Below are 20,334 nucleotides of genomic sequence, written 5' to 3'. Positions count from 1 at the left end.
TCGTCAAGAGGTGCTATTGTGAGCAACCTTCTCGAGGTTCGCGCCCTATGCAAGACCTATGCAACCGGGCCGAACAGGGTTGAGGTGCTGGCCGGCATCGACCTTGAATTGGAATCCGCGACCACCACCGCCTTGGTGGGGGCTTCGGGGGCCGGCAAGAGTACGCTGTTGCACCTGTTGGGGGCGTTGGACCGGCCGTCATCGGGGACCGTCAGCTTCCGCGGCGAGGATATTTTCCGGAAAAGCGACCGTGAACTGGCGTTTTTCCGCAACAAAAGCATCGGGTTTGTCTTCCAGTTTCACCATCTGCTGTCAGAATTCACCGCTCTGGAAAACGTCATGATGCCGGCCCTGATCGCTCGCACCGCTCGTGACAAGGCCAGGGCAACGGCAGAGGAGCTGCTGGATGATGTTGGACTGAGCCACCGCCTGGGGCACCGACCCGGTGAATTGTCCGGCGGCGAGCAGCAGCGGGTGGCCATTGCACGCGCCCTGGCGTTGTCTCCTGAGTTGCTGCTGGCGGATGAACCGACCGGTAACCTGGACATGAAGACCAGTGAGGGGGTGCATGCTCTGTTGGCCGAATTGCAGCAGAAAAAGGGGCTGACCCTGGTTGTCGTCACCCATAATGAACGTTTGGCTGCCGCCATGGGAAGAACCGTGCGGCTGGTTGATGGACGGCTTGAATAATTCGTGTGAGTCTCGGGGGAAGAGTGCCCATATTTCGTATGGCAGTGATGGTTGTATGTGCGTTTCAGTTTATCGTCGCCGGTACGGCGTGGGCTGAAGGCGAAAAGATTTTCGAGGTGCGGACCAAGGGCAATCAGCGCATTGAATCGGCTGCCATCCTCAATGTCGTCTCGAGCAAGGCCGGCGATACCTTGTCCGATGACAAGACCGACGCAGACATCCGTGCCATTTACAAGCTGGGGCATTTCCAGGATATTCAAGCCGCGACGGAAGAGACCGACAAGGGCGTGGTTCTGGTCTATACGGTGCTGGAAAAACCGGTTGTCCGCGACATAAAATTCGAGGGGAACAAGGAAATCAGTACCGACAAGCTCAAGGAGGCCTTGGAATTCCGTCAGAATGCCATCCTCTCCACCAAGGACCTTGCCAAGAGCGTTGCCAAAATGAAAAAACTCTACGGCGACGAAGGGTACTATCTCGCCGAGATCGAACCGCTGACGGAAAAACGTACGCCCACGGAGCTTGCGATTACCTTCAAGGTCACCGAAGGGAAGAAGATCCTTATCCGCACCATCCGCTTCGACGGGAACAGGGCCTTCGCCGACAAACAGTTGCGCAAGGTTATGGAAACCAAGGAAAAATGGTTTCTGTCGTGGCTGACCGGGGCAGGCACATACAAGGAAGAGGTGTTGAAAAACGACGCCCTGCTGATCGCCGACCACTACATGAACAACGGCTACATCAATGTCAAGGTGGGTGAGCCGGTTGTCAAGCTGACCGATGCCAAGGACGCGCTGGAGGTGTTCATCGGAATCACGGAGGGGCAGCAGTTCCGCATCGGTGACCTCGACTTCAAGGGGGATCTGCTTGAGCCGGTCAGTGAACTGCGCAAGAAGGTCAAGGTCGAGCCGGGACAGATCTTCAGTCGGAGCACCCTGCGCACCGATATCGCCACCCTGACAGATGCCTATGCCGACAAGGGGTATGCCTTTGCCAACGTCAACCCATTGACAAAGGCCGACAGCGCAAAGCAGACCATAGATTTGAGCTTCGATATGGAAAAGGGTGAGCTGGTTTCCCTCGAACGGATCAATATCGCAGGCAACCCCAAGACCCGCGACAAGGTGGTCCGCCGTGAGTTGCGCATCACCGAGGGCGAACTCTACAGTGCCACCGGCATCAAGCGCAGCAAGCAAAACCTGATGAACACGGGCTTTTTCGAGGAAGCCAACCTTGCGACGGCCAAGGGGAGTGCCGGCAACAAACTCAACCTCAACGTGGACGTCAAGGAAAAACCGACCGGATCGTTCAGTATCGGTGGCGGATACAGCTCCCTGGACGGCATCATCGGACAGGGGTCCGTGCAGCAATCGAACTTCCTCGGCCTGGGGCTCAAGGCAAACGTTTCCGGTTCCATCGGCGGAAAGTCCCAGACCTACTCCCTCGGTCTGACCGATCCCTACTTCCTCGACACCAAGTGGACCCTGGGGGCCGACGTCTACCGAACGCAACGCGATTATAACGACTACACCCGGCGCCTGACCGGCGGCGACATCAAGGGGGGGTACCCGATCAACGACTTTATCGGCACCTTCTTCATGTACAAGTATGAGATCAAGGATATCTACAATCCCCAGCAGGCCTATCAGGACCTCCACTCCTCCAATCCGGACACCTATCCGCTGGGAATGACGACGACCAGTTCGGTCATGGCGAGTATCACCCACAATAACACCGACTACCACCTCGACCCTACAACCGGTTTCATCAATTCGCTTACTGCCGAATTCGCCGGTCTGGGGGGGAATAACAAGTTTGCCCGCTACACCTTGGAGAACACCTGGTTTCACCCGATTTACAAGAAACTGATCTTCTCCACCAAGCTGGCCTTGGGGTATGTCCAGGAGGTGGGAGGGAAGCTGGTGCCGATCGACGAGAAGTTCTACCTGGGCGGCATCTACTCGCTTCGCGGTTACAAGGCCCGCACGGTTTCCCCGACCAAACATCTAGGGACAGCAAGCCCGGAGAACGGTGTTAAATCTGACGAAGTGGTCTACCTCGGGGGCAACAAGGAGGCCTACGGCAACATGGAGTTTTCCTTCCCCATCCTGTCTGAGGCGGGGGTCAAGGGGGTCGTGTTCTTCGACTACGGCAATAGCACCAACGATTCATACGGCAAGATGTTCGATTCGTTGCTGCTGAGCTACGGTGGGGGGATCAGATGGGCCTCGCCGCTCGGGCCGCTCCGCCTTGAGTATGGCATCCCCGTCAACCCGCGTGCCGAACTGGACAGCAAGAGCGGCAGGTTCGAGTTTTCGATCGGCAGCCTCTTTTAGGCTGCATCATACAGAAAAAGGAGAACGTCAATCATGAGAAGGTTTATACTGGCGGCAGTCATGGTTTTTGGCTTCGCAGCTGCATCGGCGTCTGCTGCCGATGTAAAGATCGGCTATGTCGATATGCAGCGGGCGCTCAACAACTCCGAGTCGGGCAAGGAGGCTAAGGAGCAGTTGGCGGCGCGGCTCAAGAAATATCAGGACGAAATCAACGGCAAGCAGGAAGAGCTCAAGAAGTTGAAGGATGAGCTTGAAAAACAGGGAATGCTCCTGTCTGAAACGGCCAGGGCCTCCAAGGAAAAGGACTATCAGCAGCGGCTGAAAGAGTTCCAGCGTTTCACCAAGGATGCCCAGGATGAGCTTCAGGCCAAGGATGAAGAATTTACCCGCAAGATCCTGGAGGAGATGGAAAAGGTTATCAAGGAGTACGGCCGTGCCAACGGCTACGCCTTTATCTTTGCCAAAAACGACAGCATGATGCTGTATGTCGATGAAAAGTCCGATGTGACCGAAGAGGTGCTGAAACGCTTCAACACCGCCAAAAAGAAATAGCGGGCGCCGCATCAAATTGTGCGGTCGGAATATTTTGACTATCGCTACGGGGCAGTGACATGCAACAAAGTAAAACATTGAAAGAAATTGCCGAATACCTGGGCGGTACGGTGCGGGGGGATGGTGCGGTGCGCGTTGGCGGCCTTGCCCCCTTGGAAACAGCCGGACCCGACACCATCACGTTCCTGGCAAACCACAAATATGCCGCCAAGGTCGCAGAGACAAAGGCCGGAGCGGTGCTGATGGCCCCAGGAAACGAAAGCTATGGCCGCAATGTGGTCGAAGTGGCCAATCCATACCTGGGGTTTGCCAAGCTGCTGACACTCTTCTACACATCCCCCCACCCTGGGCTGGGAATACTGCCCGAGTCGAACGTGGGGACCGGCGTGACGATGGGTGAGGGGATCAGCATCTATCCCGGCGCCTGCGTCGGGAACAACGTCACCATAGGCGCGCGGACCGTCATCCATAGCGGCGCAGTCATCTACGAGGGGGCCGTGATCGGCGATGACTGTGTGGTGCATGCCAACGTCGTTATCCGCGAGCGCTGCCGTCTCGGAAACCGGGTGATCATCCAGCCCGGCGCGGTCATCGGGAGCGACGGGTTCGGTTATGCCCCGGACGGTCGCGGCTATTACCGGATTCCCCAGATCGGCATCGTGGTGTTGGAAGATGATGTGGAGGTGGGCGCCAATACGACCGTTGACCGGGCCGCTCTGGAGGTCACCCTGGTAAAACAGGGTACCAAGCTCGACAATCTGGTGCAGGTCGCCCACAACTGTCAGATAGGGCGCGATTGCATGATCGTCTCCCAGGTGGGGATATCGGGCAGCACCAAGGTCGGCGACCACGTGACCCTGGCCGGCCAGGTCGGGGTTGCCGGTCACCTGACCATCGGTGACAACGTGATGGTGGGGGCCAAGTCGGGAGTACCCAACTCCCTGGCCGCCAATGCCGGCTACAGCGGCTATCCGGCGCAGCCCCACAAGGAGTGGCTCAAATCCATGGCGGTTGTCTCCAACCTGCCGGCCCTGAAGAAAACGGTCGGCAGCCTGGAAAAACGCATCGCCGAACTGGAAGAACAGCTGAAAAAATGAACAGGATAAAGTCCTGAAATCTGCCACAGAGACACAGAGGAAAAGCAGAAGCAGTGAGATAAACAGTTTTGGTTCAACGCTGTAAATTAAAGAGGCGCTGTCTTTGACGTTCTCCGTGTCTCTATGTCTCTGTGGCAGATTGATTGTTACTCCGCGCTTTTGCGGCGACTATTTTATTTCAACGAGGTTTCCCATGCTAATGGACGTCAATGAAATCATGAAGATTCTTCCCCACCGCTACCCCTTCCTCATGGTCGATCGGATCATTGAGCTGGAGCACGGCAAACGCTGCGTCGGAATCAAGAATGTCACCATCAACGAGCCTTTTTTTCAGGGGCACTTTCCCGGCCATCCGGTTATGCCGGGGGTGCTGATTGTCGAGGCCATGGCCCAGGTTGCCGGTATCATGGCCTACCTGGCATCGGACGATGAAACGAAGAAGAAGGTCAGCTACTTCATGTCCATCGACAATGCAAAGTTCAGAAAGCCGGTGTTCCCTGGCGATCAACTACGCATCCAGATCGAAACGACCTTCAACCGCCGTGGCATCTGGGGGGTCGACGGTAAGGCCTACGTGGGCGAAACACTGGTAACCGAGGCATCCCTCAAGGCGACCTTTGCCGATAAAGCGGCGTAACACCGAGCACGTGCTAATTTTTTAGATAGTAAACCGGGGAGAGTTCCAATGATACACTCAAGCGCAATAATCGAACCGAGCGCACAGCTGGCGTCCGACGTCGAGATAGGCCCCTATGCGATCATCGGCAAACAGGTAACCATCGGCAAGGGCACCAAGATCGGCGCCCATGCCGTAATCGGTGACTGGACGGAGATCGGCGAAAACAACCAGATCTTCCACCAGACCTCGGTCGGCGCCCCCCCCCAGGACCTGAAATACCGGGGTGAAGAGACCTGGACCCGCATCGGCGACAACAACATGATCCGGGAATTCGCCACAATCCACCGCGGCACGGTTTCCGGCCACGGCGAGACCGTGGTCGGAAACAGCAACCTCTTCATGGCCTACTCCCATGTGGCCCACGACTGCCGCATCGGCAACAACGTGGTCATGGCCAACGTGGCAACCCTGGCCGGGCATGTCACGGTGGAGGACCACGTCATCCTGGGCGGCTTGGTGGCGATACATCAATTCGTCACGGTCGGCGCCCACGTCATGATCGGCGGCGGCACCCTGGTTGGCCTGGACATCCCGCCGTACATGATCGCCACCTCGGGCAAGCGCGACGCCAAGCTGCGGGGGCTGAACCTGATCGGTCTGAAGCGGCGCGGGTTCACGGACGAGGCGATCAGCAGCCTGAAAAAGGCCTACAAGAGCCTGTTCATGGCCGGTCTGAAACTCCCCGACGCCATCAGCCGCATCAGGGCCGAGGTCAAGGAGTGTCCGGAGGTGGACTACCTGCTGGCCTTCATCGAACGCTCCGAGCGGGGGATCTGCCGCGGATGAGCGTCCTCAGAACGGCCGTCATAGGCGTGGGCTACCTGGGTAACTTCCATGCCCAGAAGTACGCCGCCATCCCCGATGTGGAACTGGTCGGCGTGGTGGACAGCGATCAGAAGCGGGCAGCCGAGATTGCAGCTGCGCTGGGGACGACCGCCTACAGCGATCACCGCGACCTGATCGGCAAGGTGGATGCGGTCAGTGTGGTGGTGCCAACCCAGTATCACCACACCGTTGCCCGTGATTTTCTGGCAGCCGGGGTCCACGTGCTGATCGAGAAGCCGATCACCGTCACCACGGCCGAGGCCGACGAATTGATCGCCCTCGCCGAGATGCACAAGGTGGTCTTCCAGGTCGGCCATCTGGAACGTTTCAACCCGGTTCTGGTGGCGTTGGGGGACATCCTCCATGAACCGCTCTTCATCGAGTCGGTGCGCATCGCCCCCTTCAAGCCGCGGGGGACGGACGTGAACGTGGTCCTGGACCTGATGATTCACGACATCGACATCATCCAGCACATCGTCGGGTCCCCGGTTGAGCACATCGACGCCGTCGGGGCGCCGGTCTTTACCGGCGAGGAGGATATCGCCAACGCGCGGATCGTTTTCAAAAACGGCTGCGTCGCCAACGTTACCGCCAGCCGTATCAGTCTGAAGAGCGAACGCAAGATGCGCATATTCCAGCGCGATGCCTACATCACCCTGGACTTTCAGAACCGCAAGCTGCTGGTGGCCCAGAAGGGGAGCGGCGAGTTATTTCCTGGCATCCCCAACGTGAAGGTTGTTGAGCGGGAACTGGGGCAGGCCGATGCGCTCAAAAACGAGATTGAATCGTTCATCGAGGCCATCAGGGAAGGGAAACAGCCCCAGGTGAGCGGCAGGGAAGGAAAAATGGCGCTGGAAACGGCACTCAAAATCAACGTTAGCCTGAAAAGGACACACCCATGATACCGATGGTAGACCTCAAAACGCAATATCACACACTGAAAGCGGAGATCGATACGGCCGTTCTCGCCGCCCTGGAGAGCAGTCAGTTCATTCTGGGGCCCAACGTGACCGCTCTGGAGCAGGAGGCTGCGGCATTTCTGGGCGCGCCCCATGCCGTCACCTGTGCATCGGGCACCGACGCCCTGCACCTGGCGATCCTGGCGGCCGGCATCGGCCCCGGGGATGAGGTCATCACCTCACCGTTCACCTTTATCGCCACGGCCGAGGCCATCTGCTACGCCGGGGCCACTCCGGTCTTCGCGGACATCGATCCCCAAACCTTCAACCTCGATCCGGCCATGGTCGAAAAGGCCATCACCCCTCGCACCAAAGCGATCATCCCGGTACACCTCTTCGGCCAGCCAGCCGACATGGCTGCGTTTACGGCCATCTGTAAAAAACACAACCTGCTCCTGATCGAAGATTGCGCCCAGTCCTTCGGCGCCGCGATCGATGGCCGCATGACCGGCACCATAGGCCTCTTGGGCTGTTTCAGCTTCTTCCCCAGCAAAAATCTGGGATGCTACGGCGACGGCGGCATGGTCACCTGTGCCACGGCCGAGTTGGCCGAACAGGTCAAGGTGCTGCGTAACCACGGCAGCCGAGTCCGCTACCACCACAGCATGATCGGTTTCAACAGCCGCCTCGACGACATCCAGGCCGCTATTCTGCGGGTGAAGCTCAAGCGGATCGACGAATTCAATGCCGGCCGCCGCCGCGTTGCGCAGCTCTATTCTTCCCTGCTGGCCGACGTGGCGACCGTTCCCCACGAGGATGGCAAGGGACGGCACGTCTATCACCAATACACAATCCTTACCGATCGGCGCGACGCCGTCATGGCCAAACTCTCCGAACAGCAGATCGCCTCGGCCGTCTATTACCCCATTCCGCTCCACAAACAGGACGTCTTTGCCCAGGCCTGCGCAGGTCTGAGTCTGCCGGTGGCCGAAAAGGTTGCCGCCACCTGCATGTCGCTCCCCGTGTATCCCGAAATGCCCGATGCATCGGTGCGCTTGGTAGCGGAAACCGTCAAAGAGGTACTGGTTGGATAATTTGTGTCTCTGTGTTCCCTCTATTGTTGAAGGGATGTGCGCGTGATGTCCGACATTACTCCAGCTACGACACCGCGGAATATCATGATTGTGGCGGGCGAGGCCTCCGGCGATATCTACGGTGCCGACCTGGCCCGGGAAGCGCTCAAGCTGGACCGGTCCCTGCACTTTTTCGGCATCGGCGGAGCGCGCATGCGCGAGGCGGGGGTCGAGACCCTGGTGGATTCGGCCGATATGGCCGTGGTGGGGCTGGTGGAGGTGCTCAAGCACTTCGACGTCATCTCGGGCGCCTTCCTCCGGCTGAAAAAAATCCTGTTTGCCGATCGGCCCGACCTGCTGATCCTGATCGATTACCCCGGATTCAACCTGCGCCTGGCCAAGGCGGCCCGCAAGGCCGGCGTCAAGGTACTCTACTACATCAGCCCGCAGATATGGGCCTGGCGCCAGGGACGGGTAAAGAAGATGGCGCGGCTGGTGGACCACATGGCGGTCATTTTGCCGTTTGAAGCGCCCTTCTATGAACGTGCCGGCGTGCCGGTTTCCTTTGTGGGGCATCCCATGAGTGATCTGGTCAAGGTTGTCGCTGAGCGGGACGAAGCAGCCGAAAGCTTCGGGCTTGATCCTTCCCGAAGGATCATCGGGCTCTTCCCCGGCAGCCGCCGGAACGAGATCGATCGACTCCTGCCGGTGATCGTCGATGCAGCGGTTCTGCTGAAGAAACGCTTTCCCGACGCCCAGTTCGTTCTCCCCGTGGCATCCACGCTGCACGATGACGACATAACCCCGCAACTCACGGCAGCCGGCCTTGAGGCCGCCATCACCCGTGAACGGATTCACGACCTGATCCGGGCCTGCGACGCCGTCATCTCCGTTTCCGGCACCGTCACCCTGGAAATAGCCCTGGTGGGCACCCCCATGGTGATCATCTACAAGCTCTCGCCCCTCACCTACCACCTGGCAAAGCGCATGGTGAAAGTGGACAACATCGGCCTCTGCAATATTGTCGCCGGAGAAACCGTGGTCAAGGAACTCATCCAGAATGAGGCCAATCCTGCTCTGATTGCGGACGAGGTCGGTTCGATCCTGACGGATGCCGGCTACGCCGGGAGAATACGGGAGAAGCTGGCGGCAGTCCGGGAGAGGCTGGGCGGCGGCGGCGCATCCGCAAATGTGGCGCGACTGATACTGGCAACAATGGAAGATCAATGAAACCAACCCTGTTACGCACCCTCAGCTTTTTCAAGCCCTATTGGGGGCTGTTGCTCATCTCTGCGCTCTGCTCGGCGGTCGTGGGGGGCATGGACGGCGCCTTCGCCTATCTGGTGGAGCCGGTCTTGAAGAAGATCTTCGCCGGCAAGGACACCGGCATCTTCCTGCTGGTGCCGGTCGGGATCATCGCCCTGTTCCTGATCCGGGGGATTACCCGCTTTACCTATGACACAGCCATCAAGCTGGCCGGCCAGAAGGCGATCCAGGATATCCGCAATACCCTGTATGCCAGCACGATCCGCCAGGATATGGCCTTTTACAACCGCCAGGCCACCGGCGAGCTGATGTCGCGCATGACCAACGATATCTCCCAGATGCAGGAAGGGATCGGCCAGGTCGTCAGCGGGCTGTTCCGCGATACGATTTCTGCCGTGTCGCTTCTGGGGGTCATCTTTTACCGCAACTGGGAACTGGCCATCATCTCCTTCGTGGTAATCCCGGCCACGGCCTATCCCGCCCAGCTGATCGGCAAGAAGATCAAGAACGCCTCCGGTCGCAGCCTCAACGTCATGGGTGGGCTGACGGCCACCCTTCAGGAAACCTTTTCCGGGGTCAAGGTCATCAAGGCCTTTGGCCTGGAAAACCAGATAATCAGCCGTTTCCGCGCGACCAACCTGGAGTATTTTCATCAAATTCGCCGGTTTATAAAATACGAATCCCTGGCCATGCCGGTTTCCGAAACCATCATCTCCCTGGGGGTGGCAGGCGTGATCTACTTCGGCGGCAGCCAGGTCATGTCGGGGCGCATGACCGCTTCGGAATTTTTCTCGTTCATTGCCGCCATGGTCATGGTATTCACCCCGATCAAGAAGCTCCAGGGGTCCTATAACGTGGTCCAGCGCTCAGCCGGCGCGGCGGAACGCGTCTTCAATCTCATGGACGAGCGCCGGGCCATCGTCGACCGCCCCGGCGCGGTGGATATCGGCCGTTCCTCAGGCCGGGTGGAGTTTCGCAACGTCTCCTTCGGTTACGGTGCCGAACCGATCCTCCAGGACATTTCCCTTATCGCCGAAAGCAACCGGATGATCGCTCTGGTGGGCCCCTCGGGCGGCGGGAAATCGACCCTGGCATCCCTGATCCCCCGCTTCTATGACGTAAGCGAAGGCGCCATCCTCATCGACGGCCGTGATATTCGCGACGTGACGGTTGCATCGCTCGTCTCCCAGATCGCCCTGGTGGACCAGGAGACGACCCTGTTCAACGAGAGTATTGCCGATAATATCCGCTACGGGAGACCGGGCGCCCCTCTGGAGGAGGTGGTGGAGGCGGCCAGGGCCGCCTTTGCCCATGATTTCATCGAACAGTTGCCCGATGGGTACGGCACCAACATCGGCGACCGGGGGCTGCGCCTGTCCGGCGGGCAGCGCCAGCGCATCTGTATCGCGCGAGCGCTCCTCAAAAATGCACCGGTCCTGATACTGGACGAGGCCACCAGCGCCTTGGACACGGAGAGCGAGCAGATGGTGCAAAAGGCCCTGGATAATCTGATGGTCAACCGTACCACCTTTGTCATTGCCCACCGTCTCTCCACCATACTGCATGCCGATACCATCATTGTCCTGGAAAAGGGGCGTATCGTGGAACGCGGCTCCCATGAAGACCTGTTGAAGAACAGCAGTCTCTATAGCCGGCTGCACGCCCTGCAATTCAGCGACCGCACCACCGGTGACGACCCCAGCGCCGAGTCATGAAACGCATCCTTTGGCCCGCCCAAACTGCCCTGTTCTATTTGCTCACCCTGGCAGGGGCAATTCTCCCCGCGAGCTTCATTCAGCCCGCCGGAAAGGCGGTTGGCGGCCTTATGGCCCTGCTACTGCTCAAACGACGGCGCATCGCCATCGACAATATCCGCCAGACCCTCCCTTTCATGAAGCAACATCCCGACTGGACCTGCCCCCTGGAAACCCCCGAGGAGATTGCCCGCGAATTGTTCCGGCATCTGGGTGTCTCGCTGCTTGAAACCTGCCGGCTGTACCACGGCAGGGGGGACGCCATCATCGGCGGCGTCGAGATCAGGGGGCGCGAACACTACGAGCGGGCCCGGGAGCGCCACAAAGGGATCATCTTCGTCACCGGTCATTGCGGCAACTGGGAATTGCTGGCCCTGGCGTTCTCCCGCACGTTCGGCACCTCCATGTCGGTCGTGGCGCGACGCCAGAACAACCCCTACCTCAACACCATGGTCGAAACCATGCGACTGCATTACAACAACAAGGTCATCTACAAAGATGGCGGTCTGCGGCAGATGCTCGGCGTGCTGAAAAAGGACGGCATCATAGGTATTCTGGGGGACCAGGCCGTGTTTCCCGAAGACGGAACGCTGATCGATGTCCTCGGCAGAAAAGCCTGGGCCACCAAGGCACAGGTCGTCATCGGTCGGAAAACCGGAGCCCCACTGGTCCCGGCTTTCATCCACCGAGAAGGTGCAAAGAGCGTCATCACCCTGTATCCGGAATACGAACTGGGCAGCGACACGTCGGACGAGGGCATCCAGCGGGATGTCCAGGCTTTGTCGCGCTATGTGGAGAACTTCGCCGTCGCGCATCCGGCGGACTGGTATTGGGTGCATCGACGCTGGAAGCGGGCCGGGGAGCCGTCATGCTGAACAACAAGTATTTTGATTTCGGGCTGCCGATTGCGGTGCTGATGGTGGCAACGGTGTTTATCGCCGTCACCGGGGTCGATCTTAAGGCGGCGCAGTTTTTTTATATCAACGGCGTCTGGCCCGTGGGGGACGCCCAGCCGTGGCACTTTCTGTACCTCTATGGATATTATCCCGCCTATATTCTGGGCGGGGCCGCATTGGCACTGTATGTGGCAGGTTTTGTCAAGCCGTACCTGACGCCTTTCAGAAAAGGCGCCGCCTTCATGGTGATTCTACTGATGCTGGGCCCCGGCCTGTTGGTCAACACCGTATTCAAGGATGGCTGGGGCCGTCCCCGGCCCCGGGAGGTGACTCAGTTTGGAGGCAAGCGGGCCTTCCACAACCCCTGGGAACGGGGCGTCGCGGGCAACGGCAAGTCGTTTCCCTCCGGGCACGGCGCATCGGCGTTCTATCTGGCCATGCCGTTTTTTGTCCTGCGCCGTCGCTCTCCGCGGATCGCCCGGCGGGTATTCGTCCTCGGCATGCTGTACGGCATCGTGATGGGGGTGGCCCGCATCAGCCAGGGGGGGCACTTTGTCAGCGATGTCCTGTGGGCCTGGGGCGTCGTCCACCTTACGGCCGTGGCGCTCTACTACCTGATGGGGCTTGACCGGGAGCATATTCCCGATGGCGGGGTTTGAGTCCTCCTATGTTCTACGCGGTCTACAACATACTCGCCCTTGTGCTGCTCGTGCCGGTACTCATCTACCACCTGTATCGCTCCATCAGCCGCGGCCGGCCCGCCGCGCTGGGCGAGCGTTTCGGGCACATCCCCCGGTCGCGGCTCGATACCATCGCCAACCGCCCGGTGATCTGGCTGCACGCCGTGTCGGTGGGCGAATCCATTGCCGCACGGCCATTGCTCAAGGCGTTGCGCCAACGCTACCCCGGACATGCCATCGTGGTGTCCAACACTACCGAAACCGGCCGCGGGGTGACCTCCGGCTTCCCCGAAAAAGACCTGTGCATCTACTTCCCCTTTGATTTCCTGCCGGCCGTACGCCGCACCCTGGATACGATCAAACCGGCCCTGGTCATCATCATGGAGACCGAGATCTGGCCCAACTTCAACCGGGAGGCGGCCCGTCGCGGCATACCGGTGATCCTGGCCAACGGCCGTATCTCGGACCGCTCCTACGGTCGCTACCTGAAGTTTGCCTGGTTCTTTCGCCATGCCCTGGAGTTCTGCTCCGCGCTCTGCATGCAGACCGCCGCCGACCGGGAGCGGATCGTCGCCATCGGTGCTCCGGCGGAGCGGGCGTTGGCGACGGGCAACCTGAAGTACGATATCCCCGGCAGTCAGGTGTCCCCCGATGAGCGGGCGGCCCTGCGGAAGCGCTACGCGATTCCCGAAGGGATGACCGTCATCACAGCCGCCAGCACCCATCCCGGCGAGGAGGAACCTGTTCTGGCCGCCTTTCGGGAACTCCTGGTGAGCCACAGCCGGCTCATGCTGGTCCTGGTGCCGCGCCATCCCGAACGGGCCGTCCTGGTCGCCGGGCTTCTGGAAAAGGCCGGGCTGCCGTTCCTGCGGCGCACGGCCCTGGCCGCGGATGCGACCTCGCTCTTTTCCGACGGCTCTGTGCTGCTGGTGGACACGGTGGGAGAATTGATGGACATCTACGCCCTGTCGAACCTGGCCTTTGTGGGGGGGAGTCTTGTGCCGACCGGCGGCCACAACCTGCTGGAACCAGCCTCCCTGGGGATACCGTTCATCTTCGGCCCCCACATGACCAATTTCCGTGAGATTATGGCGCTGGTCCTGAAATGCCGGGCCGGGGTCCAGGTCGAAGACGCCGCCGGTCTGGCCCCGGCCTGTTGCCGCCTGCTCGAAGATACTGCCCAGCGCCGGGAATTGAGCGCGAACGGGCTGGCCATGGTGCGGGAGAACGGCGGGGCCACCGAGCGGCACATGGCGGTCATTGCCAGCTATCTGTGAAAACCGGGGCTTGAATGTGGGTGAGCCCTGGTAAAGGTGCTGTTACTCGACCAGAAGTATGATTTATTTGTGACCATTGTTTTTCGAGATGAACACACACTGTTTTTAGGTTAAATAATGTTGTTGAATGACGTATAATACCAAACTTGCGATAATGACAAACAATCGGATGAGGTGTTTTTTATGCAGAAAAGTATGTGGCTGACAGCAGCGTTATTGCTTTCACTATTCATTTCCGGGTGCGGCGGCTCTACGTCCGCAAGCACTATTGCCAGCACTACCGATGTGTTTACCGCTAAGGATGTTTACCCGAATACGTTCTACGTCACATCACCCAAAGGTGCACCATATACCACATTCCATACCTATTCGGGCGTCACGAGGTATGATTGGAACTACAATCCATCGGATACTACCACAAGGGTCGGGACGTGGGCTCTATCTACGACAGGCAGCACGGTCACGTTTAATGTTGATTCATCCACCCCCGTCAAAACAATTACGGCCATCCAAAAAGTACACACGGATGCCACTAATTCGACGGTGGATTACTGGCTGGTCTACGATGTCGATAGCAAACAAAATTGCAGAATGTACCTGGATTCGCCAAAAACAACCTTTGGTGCCTATACATCATCCAATGCCGCAAGATACGGCTTGATGGGAGGAGCGATCCAGAACAACACGCTCCCGGCGACCTTCTCCAATGTCTCTACGGTCGTGGGGATTGCCGCGGTGGGGGACAGGGTAAAAATTGTGCCCACATTTTCCGATTATACCGCCGCAAGAATCCCCCCGGTGAATATGGGGTTGCCTATCGGCATCACCACCATCGACGGGAAAACATTCTTTGTGTTGGACAACTACAGCAACCGCATCCACATCGTAACGCTCGATGCGAGCGGCGCAGCCACCAGCGTCAAGACGCTGCGGACCGCGACCACCACCCCTGCTGACATAGTATTCAACAATCCCGCAGGTATAACGAGTGATGGGAAAAATCTGTATGTAACCGATACCTCGAATTACACGATCGATAAGATCGCACTTACCGTTGACTCATCAGGTCGCTATACCGGAACCGTCTCGGTTTTGGCCGGCAGTAGCGGGACTTCCGGGGCGATTGACGGCACGGGAAATACCACAACGACCACGACAACAAACGGTACAACAACGAGCAGCACCACAATCGGCGCAGCGCGTTTCGGCGCCCCCGTCGGGATCACAACCGACGGAACGAACCTGTATGTCGTGGACAACCAGACAGTCCGCAAGATCACCCTGGTGCCTAACGGCGGCACCCCCCAGGTCACAACATTGGCCGGTTCCCTCGGTGCTACCGGCTCGACAGACTCAACCGACGGCAAGGGGACCTCCGCGCGCTTCAACACCCCCCTGCGCATCACCACGGACGGGACCAACCTGTATGTGACGGACTTCTACAACTACACCATCCGCAAGGTCTCCATTGCCACTGGCCTGGTGACGAGGATAGCGGGGACCATCGGCACTTACGGCACGAACAGCGCCGTGAGTGTCGCGTCGGGGGATCGTGCGCTCTTCAACGGGCCGAACGGCATCACCACGGATGGCACCTACCTGTATGTGACCGATTGGGGACGGGATATCTATAACGCCCCGGGGCGCGGCCAGGTGATATTCAGGATAGTTCTTACCTCAAGCGGTTTCTCCGGTGAAGTCAAGAGGATAGCCGGAACCCAGGACACGTTCGGATTTGATACAGGGACCGTCTCCGCGCTTGGTGCATATTTTTGTGCCCCCATGGGCATCACCACGGACGGCATCGGCCTTTATGTGGCGGATGCCCAGAATTATACGATACGAAGGATAAAATAGTTGGATCGCCTTCTCCCCGCCGCGGCTCAAACGGCGGCGGGGAGGGGCCCATCGGGATGGATTTGACCTCCTCTTCCACATACTGGCGCAGCGTCGCCACGGGAACACGAAAGGGGCTTGCCGGGCGCCTGCTGGTCCTTGCCCTGTCTCCGGTTGCCCTGCTCTATGCCTGTATCCAGATCATCCGCAGCACCCTGTACGGAAAGCAGATCCTGACGGTAAAACGTCTGCCCCGGCCGGTGATCTCGGTGGGCAACATCACCGTGGGGGGCACCGGCAAAACACCTGCCACGGCCTTTATCGCCCGGTTGCTCATCGCCCGCGGCCTGAAGGTGGCGGTTCTGTCGCGCGGCTATGGCGGCTCTATGGAGGGACAGACCGCTATTGTCGCCGATGGGGATGCTACCCGTCTGGATGCCGGACAGTGCGGTGACGAACCGTACCTGCTGGCCGCCACGGTGCCGGGCCTGATGGTGGTGATGGGGGCCGACCGACAGAGGGCCGGCCTGCTGGCCATGGAACAGCTCTCTCCCGATATCTTCCTGCTGGATGACGGTTTTCAGCACCTGCGTCTCCAGCGCGACCTGAACATCCTGCTTGTGGATTGCGCACATCCCTTCGGCAACGGCTGGACCCTGCCGGCCGGACTGCTGCGGGAGCCGATAAGCGCCGTGCAACGCGCCGACCTGATTATCCATACCCGTTGCCCCCTGGGTTTTTCCCCCGCGCCTCTGGCGGGGAAACCTGCATGTTCGGCCCGCCATCGCCTTGGCGCGGCCCTCCCCCTGTCTGGTGGGCCCCTTGTCTCCTTTGACGCTCTGCGGGGCACAAAGGTCCTGGCCTTTGCCGGCATCGGGGAGCCGGACCCGTTTTTCGAGGAGCTCCGTACCTTGGGGCTGGACGTGGTTCGCACCATCCCGTTTCCCGATCACGCCGCCTATACCCCCGCCCAACTGGCCGGATTGGGGGAGGCCTTCCGGGGCTGCGGCGCCGAGTACGCCGTGACGACGGAAAAGGACGGGGTGAAGCTGCGCCGCCTTGCACCGGAGTTTGCCCAAAAGGTCCTGCTCGCCCGGCTTGAGTTTGCCCTCGACGACCCCACCACCCTGATGGGTCTCCTGAACAATTTACTTCAAAAATAACCGTTCCTGTGTCAAAATATATAGTTTATTACAGGATACGCACATGCTGCCTGAACGTCTGCAATCCATACTTGCCTGCCCCATCTGCACGGGAGAGCTCTCACTGTCGGGCGGTGGCCGGTACATGCTGTGCCGCCCCTGTGGGGTGAAGTTTCCGATCCGCGAGGGTATTCCGGTCCTGCTGGCGGACGAGGCCGAAGCGGTAACGCCTGGGGATACCGGAAAGGATGATCGATGATGCTCCCGGATCGCCATAAGGTTCGCCGGATACTGATCCGCGCGGTCAACTGGATCGGAGATGCGGTTATGACGACGCCGGCCCTCGGGCTGATTCGGGAGCACTACCCCGAGGCCGAGATCACCCTGCTGGCGAATCCCCCGGTGGCGGAGGTCTTTTCGCCCCACGACTGGGTGGACAAGGTCATGGTCTTCGACCGCGAAGGGGCCCATCAGGGGCTGCGGGGCAGACTCAGGCTGGCCTCCGAACTGCGAAAACGCTCATTCGACATGGTGATCATCCTACCCAACTCCTTCGATTCCGCCCTGGTGCCCTGGCTGGCGGGCATACCGGTCAGGCTGGGAAAGAGCAGCGATGGCCGCAGTTTGCTGCTGACCGGCCGTTATTCCCAGGACGAAACGCCGCCCCACCGTCACGAGGTCCAGTACTACCGCAATCTGGTGCGCCATTTCGGCATTACGGGCGTGGATGTGCTGCCGCGTCTGTGCACCACGCCGGCGGAAGACGCCGCCGCCGAGGCCCTGCTGGCCAAGGGGGGCATACCGGCGGGAGCGTGCGTGCTCGCCGTCAATCCCGGCGCTACCTATGGCTCGGCCAAACGGTGGTACCCGGACCGGTTTGCCGACGTCGCCCGCCGCCTCGCCGCGGAGTGGCAGGCACGGATCGTGATCTTCGGCAGTCCCGGCGAGGCCGGCATTGCCGCCGACATCGAGCAGCGCCTGGGAGGCGATTGCCTCAATATGGCCGGCAAGACCACCGTGCGGGAACTGATGGCGCTCATCAAACGCAGCAATTTCATGGTCACCAACGATTCCGGACCGATGCATATTGCCGCCGCCTTCGATGTGCCCCTGGTGGCCATTTTCGGCCCCACCGACCATACCGGCACCGCGCCCTATACCGTCAAGGCGGCCATTGTGCGCAAAGGCGTGGCGTGCGCCCCCTGCAAGTTGCGGGAGTGCCCGACCGACCATCGCTGCATGACGGCGGTTACTGCGGACGATGTGGTTGCGGCGGCGTTGGCGCTTACACAACAACCGCCACAGTCATGATCTCCTGAGTCGGGGAAAGGCATTTCACCTCTGGTTATGGAGGGAAAGTGCTTTGTTGCGGCGTCTTGTTGCCTGTTCATAAAAAATATGGTTACCCCCTGGGATTTCAAGGGCTTGTGGGAAGCCGCCGTCAAAAGGTGCTGGCATGAAGATCGTTTGCATATTATCCCCTTATTATGATTATTTGACAGCCTCCTTGATGGAGGGGTTGCAGGAGCTCGGGCATGAGATCATCGCGTCCGAGAACAGTAATTACGCGGCACGATCATCGAACGGAAAGATCCTGAAAGAGGCGGAACATGCCGATCTGATTGTGGTTTGTTCTAATAAAGGGGTGAGGACCGGGCTGGTGGATTACATGGATAATCCCAACAAGGTCTTTGTGGACGGTTCTGATTCCCAGGCATTCAAGGTCTACCCCTATGCGAAGTTCAGGGCGGTATTCAAAAGAGAGCTGAATAAATGCTGGAACAATAAAAACGCCGATCCGGTCTATCCGTTGCCGTTTGCCGCGGAAAAGAGATATTTCGATCACCCCAGGCTGCAACGCGACATAAAAGCCTCATTTGCCGCCAATCTGAACAACAACACCATGCGCTATTCAATCTATCAAAGACTCTTGAATAGAGACGATGCAGCCATATTCTGCGGAAGTACCGGCGAGTGCGCATACATTCGGTCACAGTCCAGGGGGTGGCCGATAAAAACGCCGAAATATCAGGATATCCTCTACCGCAGCCGGATTGCGGTAAACGTGGTCGGCGCTGGATACGATTGTGCCCGCTACTGGGAAATCCCCGCTGCCGGCACCTTGTTGCTCACGCAGGAGCTGGACATTACCATACCGCATCCTTTCACCAGCGGCACAAACTGTATGGTTTTCAAGACCCCTGACGAATTCGACGAAAAATTGGATCTCTTACTCTCCGACCCTGCATTGGTGGAGACCATTGCGGCCGCCGGGCATGAGCATCTGGTAAGGTATCATACGACGAAAGAACGAGCCGCGTATTTTCTGGCGATGGTGGCTGAAAACAGCGGCGACAATCGTTTCTGCGAAAGTTTCTACCGGGAAAAGCCACGTTTTCATGGGCTTAAGCGCGTCTTCGGCTTTATGAAATAGAATCGTTTCGTTCTCCCGTCGTGTTCCCCTGACGATTGGCGGCAGCGCAACCGGTCTGGCAAGGAGTCTGTTCATGGTTCATCAAGGTCTGGCTGACCGCGCCGTTACGGCGCCGTGCAAGATCAGCGTCATCCTCATCGTTTTGAATGGTGAGGCTACCATTGCCCCGTGCCTTCAGAGTGTGTCCTGGGCTGCGGAGATCATCGTCGTTGACTCCGGAAGCACCGACAGGACCGAAGAGATCTGCACCACCTATCCGGGCGTGAGGTTTTTTCATCACCCCTGGTTGGGGTATGGTCCCCAGAAAAACTATGCCCTCTCGTTAGCAACTCACGAGTGGGTCTTGTCCATCGACGCCGATGAGGTCATCACCCCTGAGTTGGCGGAGGAGATACGGGGTGCCATCGACAACAATGGCGCTTACGCGGGGCTCAGTTTCAGGCGCAAGAATATGTATAAAAAGCGGTGGGTCCGTCACTCCGGTTGGTGGCCCGATGAAATACTGCGGGTGTTCAGGAAGGATGCGGGAAGATTCAATGACCGGCAGGTACACGAATCCGTCGAAGTCAATGGGGCCGTCAAGAAGCTTGCCGGTGTCATGGAGCATTTTTCGTATAACAGGCCGGAAGATTTTATTCTGAAGATGTACAGTTACTCCACCGCCGGCGCCCGGCAGATGCGGGTTGCGGGAAAGAGGGGCGGGGCGTTGCGCGCCGTCGTCCGAACGGTGGCCGCATTTGTGAAGAGCTATATCCTGAAGCGCGGCTTTCTTGACGGCCGTACCGGGTTGCTCGTAGCCGTTTCGGGCGCCATCGGCGTTTTTTACAAGATAATCATGCTGTCGGAACTCAACGAAGAGGATTGATCTGTTGTGGTACTCGACACGGCACGAAAAGGC

At 59.0% G+C, this 20,334-nt stretch carries 18 protein-coding genes and 1 pseudogene; all 19 read left to right on the top strand.

Annotated features, from left to right (window positions below; genetic code table 11):
* Nucleotides 1-18: 18 nt before the first annotated feature.
* Nucleotides 19-547, top strand: a pseudogene (locus tag ET418_RS07490) (ABC transporter ATP-binding protein); the annotation flags it as partial.
* Between the two features lie 181 nt (nt 548-728).
* Complete coding sequence (bamA, locus tag ET418_RS07485; protein WP_149306980.1) at nt 729-3,026, top strand: outer membrane protein assembly factor BamA; 2,298 nt, start codon at nt 729-731, stop codon at nt 3,024-3,026.
* 33 nt (nt 3,027-3,059) lie between these two features.
* Complete coding sequence (locus ET418_RS07480) at nt 3,060-3,578, top strand: OmpH/Skp family outer membrane protein (RefSeq protein WP_149306979.1); 519 nt, start codon at nt 3,060-3,062, stop codon at nt 3,576-3,578.
* 59 nt (nt 3,579-3,637) lie between these two features.
* Nucleotides 3,638-4,675, top strand: coding sequence for a UDP-3-O-(3-hydroxymyristoyl)glucosamine N-acyltransferase (gene lpxD, locus ET418_RS07475; protein WP_149306978.1), 1,038 nt, complete (start codon nt 3,638-3,640; stop codon nt 4,673-4,675).
* A 193-nt stretch (nt 4,676-4,868) separates the two neighbouring features.
* A complete protein-coding gene (fabZ, locus tag ET418_RS07470; RefSeq protein WP_149306977.1) occupies nt 4,869-5,312 on the top strand; it encodes a 3-hydroxyacyl-ACP dehydratase FabZ in 444 nt (147 codons plus the stop codon).
* A 48-nt stretch (nt 5,313-5,360) separates the two neighbouring features.
* The gene (lpxA, locus tag ET418_RS07465; RefSeq protein WP_149306976.1) at nt 5,361-6,140 is read left to right on the top strand and encodes an acyl-ACP--UDP-N-acetylglucosamine O-acyltransferase; all 780 of its coding nucleotides are present in this window, start codon (nt 5,361-5,363) and stop codon (nt 6,138-6,140) included.
* Nucleotides 6,137-7,081 carry a Gfo/Idh/MocA family protein gene (locus tag ET418_RS07460; RefSeq protein WP_149306975.1) on the top strand — a complete coding sequence of 315 codons (945 nt, stop codon included), beginning with the start codon at nt 6,137-6,139 and terminating at the stop codon, nt 7,079-7,081. The genes lpxA and ET418_RS07460 overlap by 4 nt, the downstream gene beginning before the upstream one ends.
* On the top strand, nt 7,078-8,172 hold the full coding sequence (locus ET418_RS07455; RefSeq protein ID WP_149306974.1) for a DegT/DnrJ/EryC1/StrS family aminotransferase: 1,095 nt from the start codon (nt 7,078-7,080) through the stop codon (nt 8,170-8,172). Before ET418_RS07460 ends, ET418_RS07455 begins: the two co-directional genes overlap by 4 nt.
* A gap of 45 nt (nt 8,173-8,217) precedes the next feature.
* Complete coding sequence (lpxB, locus tag ET418_RS07450; RefSeq protein WP_149306973.1) at nt 8,218-9,381, top strand: lipid-A-disaccharide synthase; 1,164 nt, start codon at nt 8,218-8,220, stop codon at nt 9,379-9,381.
* The gene (locus ET418_RS07445) at nt 9,378-11,132 is read left to right on the top strand and encodes an ABC transporter ATP-binding protein (RefSeq protein ID WP_149306972.1); all 1,755 of its coding nucleotides are present in this window, start codon (nt 9,378-9,380) and stop codon (nt 11,130-11,132) included. Before lpxB ends, ET418_RS07445 begins: the two co-directional genes overlap by 4 nt.
* Entirely contained in the window at nt 11,129-12,046 is a 918-nt protein-coding gene (locus ET418_RS07440; protein WP_149306971.1) for a lysophospholipid acyltransferase family protein, read from the top strand. Before ET418_RS07445 ends, ET418_RS07440 begins: the two co-directional genes overlap by 4 nt.
* Nucleotides 12,040-12,726 (top strand): phosphatase PAP2 family protein, encoded by a 687-nt coding sequence (locus tag ET418_RS07435; RefSeq protein ID WP_149306970.1) that lies wholly within the window; start codon nt 12,040-12,042, stop codon nt 12,724-12,726. The genes ET418_RS07440 and ET418_RS07435 overlap by 7 nt, the downstream gene beginning before the upstream one ends.
* 8 nt (nt 12,727-12,734) lie before the next feature.
* Nucleotides 12,735-14,024 (top strand): 3-deoxy-D-manno-octulosonic acid transferase, encoded by a 1,290-nt coding sequence (locus tag ET418_RS07430; protein ID WP_149306969.1) that lies wholly within the window; start codon nt 12,735-12,737, stop codon nt 14,022-14,024.
* Between the two features lie 660 nt (nt 14,025-14,684).
* Nucleotides 14,685-15,881 carry an NHL repeat-containing protein gene (locus ET418_RS07425; RefSeq protein WP_149306968.1) on the top strand — a complete coding sequence of 399 codons (1,197 nt, stop codon included), beginning with the start codon at nt 14,685-14,687 and terminating at the stop codon, nt 15,879-15,881.
* Between the two features lie 56 nt (nt 15,882-15,937).
* Nucleotides 15,938-17,023, top strand: coding sequence for a tetraacyldisaccharide 4'-kinase (gene lpxK / locus ET418_RS07420; RefSeq protein WP_149306967.1), 1,086 nt, complete (start codon nt 15,938-15,940; stop codon nt 17,021-17,023).
* Nucleotides 17,024-17,066: 43 nt separating this feature from the next.
* Nucleotides 17,067-17,261 (top strand): Trm112 family protein, encoded by a 195-nt coding sequence (locus ET418_RS07415; protein ID WP_149306966.1) that lies wholly within the window; start codon nt 17,067-17,069, stop codon nt 17,259-17,261.
* The gene (gene waaF / locus ET418_RS07410) at nt 17,258-18,313 is read left to right on the top strand and encodes a lipopolysaccharide heptosyltransferase II (RefSeq protein WP_246152980.1); all 1,056 of its coding nucleotides are present in this window, start codon (nt 17,258-17,260) and stop codon (nt 18,311-18,313) included. The genes ET418_RS07415 and waaF overlap by 4 nt, the downstream gene beginning before the upstream one ends.
* Nucleotides 18,314-18,458: 145 nt before the next feature.
* On the top strand, nt 18,459-19,436 hold the full coding sequence (locus tag ET418_RS07405) for a glycosyltransferase family protein (protein WP_149306965.1): 978 nt from the start codon (nt 18,459-18,461) through the stop codon (nt 19,434-19,436).
* A gap of 73 nt (nt 19,437-19,509) precedes the next feature.
* Complete coding sequence (locus ET418_RS07400) at nt 19,510-20,301, top strand: glycosyltransferase family 2 protein (RefSeq protein WP_149306964.1); 792 nt, start codon at nt 19,510-19,512, stop codon at nt 20,299-20,301.
* The last annotated feature ends 33 nt before the right edge of the window (nt 20,302-20,334 follow it).

Source organism: Oryzomonas rubra (assembly GCF_008369015.1).
GTDB lineage: Bacteria > Desulfobacterota > Desulfuromonadia > Geobacterales > Pseudopelobacteraceae > Oryzomonas > Oryzomonas japonica.
Note: the sequence above shows the minus strand (reverse complement) of the source record. Positions and strands in the feature narration are given on the sequence as shown.

What these genes read in the sequence shown, in the direction of transcription:
- bamA (WP_149306980.1), top strand. Translation starts at nt 729, where the DNA reads ATGGCAGTGATGGTTGTATGTGCGTTTCAGTTTATCGTCGCCGGTACG.
- ET418_RS07480 (WP_149306979.1), top strand. Translation starts at nt 3,060, where the DNA reads ATGAGAAGGTTTATACTGGCGGCAGTCATGGTTTTTGGCTTCGCAGCT.
- lpxD (WP_149306978.1), top strand. Translation starts at nt 3,638, where the DNA reads ATGCAACAAAGTAAAACATTGAAAGAAATTGCCGAATACCTGGGCGGT.
- fabZ (WP_149306977.1), top strand. Translation starts at nt 4,869, where the DNA reads ATGCTAATGGACGTCAATGAAATCATGAAGATTCTTCCCCACCGCTAC.
- lpxA (WP_149306976.1), top strand. Translation starts at nt 5,361, where the DNA reads ATGATACACTCAAGCGCAATAATCGAACCGAGCGCACAGCTGGCGTCC.
- ET418_RS07460 (WP_149306975.1), top strand. Translation starts at nt 6,137, where the DNA reads ATGAGCGTCCTCAGAACGGCCGTCATAGGCGTGGGCTACCTGGGTAAC.
- ET418_RS07455 (WP_149306974.1), top strand. Translation starts at nt 7,078, where the DNA reads ATGATACCGATGGTAGACCTCAAAACGCAATATCACACACTGAAAGCG.
- lpxB (WP_149306973.1), top strand. Translation starts at nt 8,218, where the DNA reads ATGTCCGACATTACTCCAGCTACGACACCGCGGAATATCATGATTGTG.
- ET418_RS07445 (WP_149306972.1), top strand. Translation starts at nt 9,378, where the DNA reads ATGAAACCAACCCTGTTACGCACCCTCAGCTTTTTCAAGCCCTATTGG.
- ET418_RS07440 (WP_149306971.1), top strand. Translation starts at nt 11,129, where the DNA reads ATGAAACGCATCCTTTGGCCCGCCCAAACTGCCCTGTTCTATTTGCTC.
- ET418_RS07435 (WP_149306970.1), top strand. Translation starts at nt 12,040, where the DNA reads ATGCTGAACAACAAGTATTTTGATTTCGGGCTGCCGATTGCGGTGCTG.
- ET418_RS07430 (WP_149306969.1), top strand. Translation starts at nt 12,735, where the DNA reads ATGTTCTACGCGGTCTACAACATACTCGCCCTTGTGCTGCTCGTGCCG.
- ET418_RS07425 (WP_149306968.1), top strand. Translation starts at nt 14,685, where the DNA reads ATGGGAGGAGCGATCCAGAACAACACGCTCCCGGCGACCTTCTCCAAT.
- lpxK (WP_149306967.1), top strand. Translation starts at nt 15,938, where the DNA reads ATGGATTTGACCTCCTCTTCCACATACTGGCGCAGCGTCGCCACGGGA.
- ET418_RS07415 (WP_149306966.1), top strand. Translation starts at nt 17,067, where the DNA reads ATGCTGCCTGAACGTCTGCAATCCATACTTGCCTGCCCCATCTGCACG.
- waaF (WP_246152980.1), top strand. Translation starts at nt 17,258, where the DNA reads ATGATGCTCCCGGATCGCCATAAGGTTCGCCGGATACTGATCCGCGCG.
- ET418_RS07405 (WP_149306965.1), top strand. Translation starts at nt 18,459, where the DNA reads ATGAAGATCGTTTGCATATTATCCCCTTATTATGATTATTTGACAGCC.
- ET418_RS07400 (WP_149306964.1), top strand. Translation starts at nt 19,510, where the DNA reads ATGGTTCATCAAGGTCTGGCTGACCGCGCCGTTACGGCGCCGTGCAAG.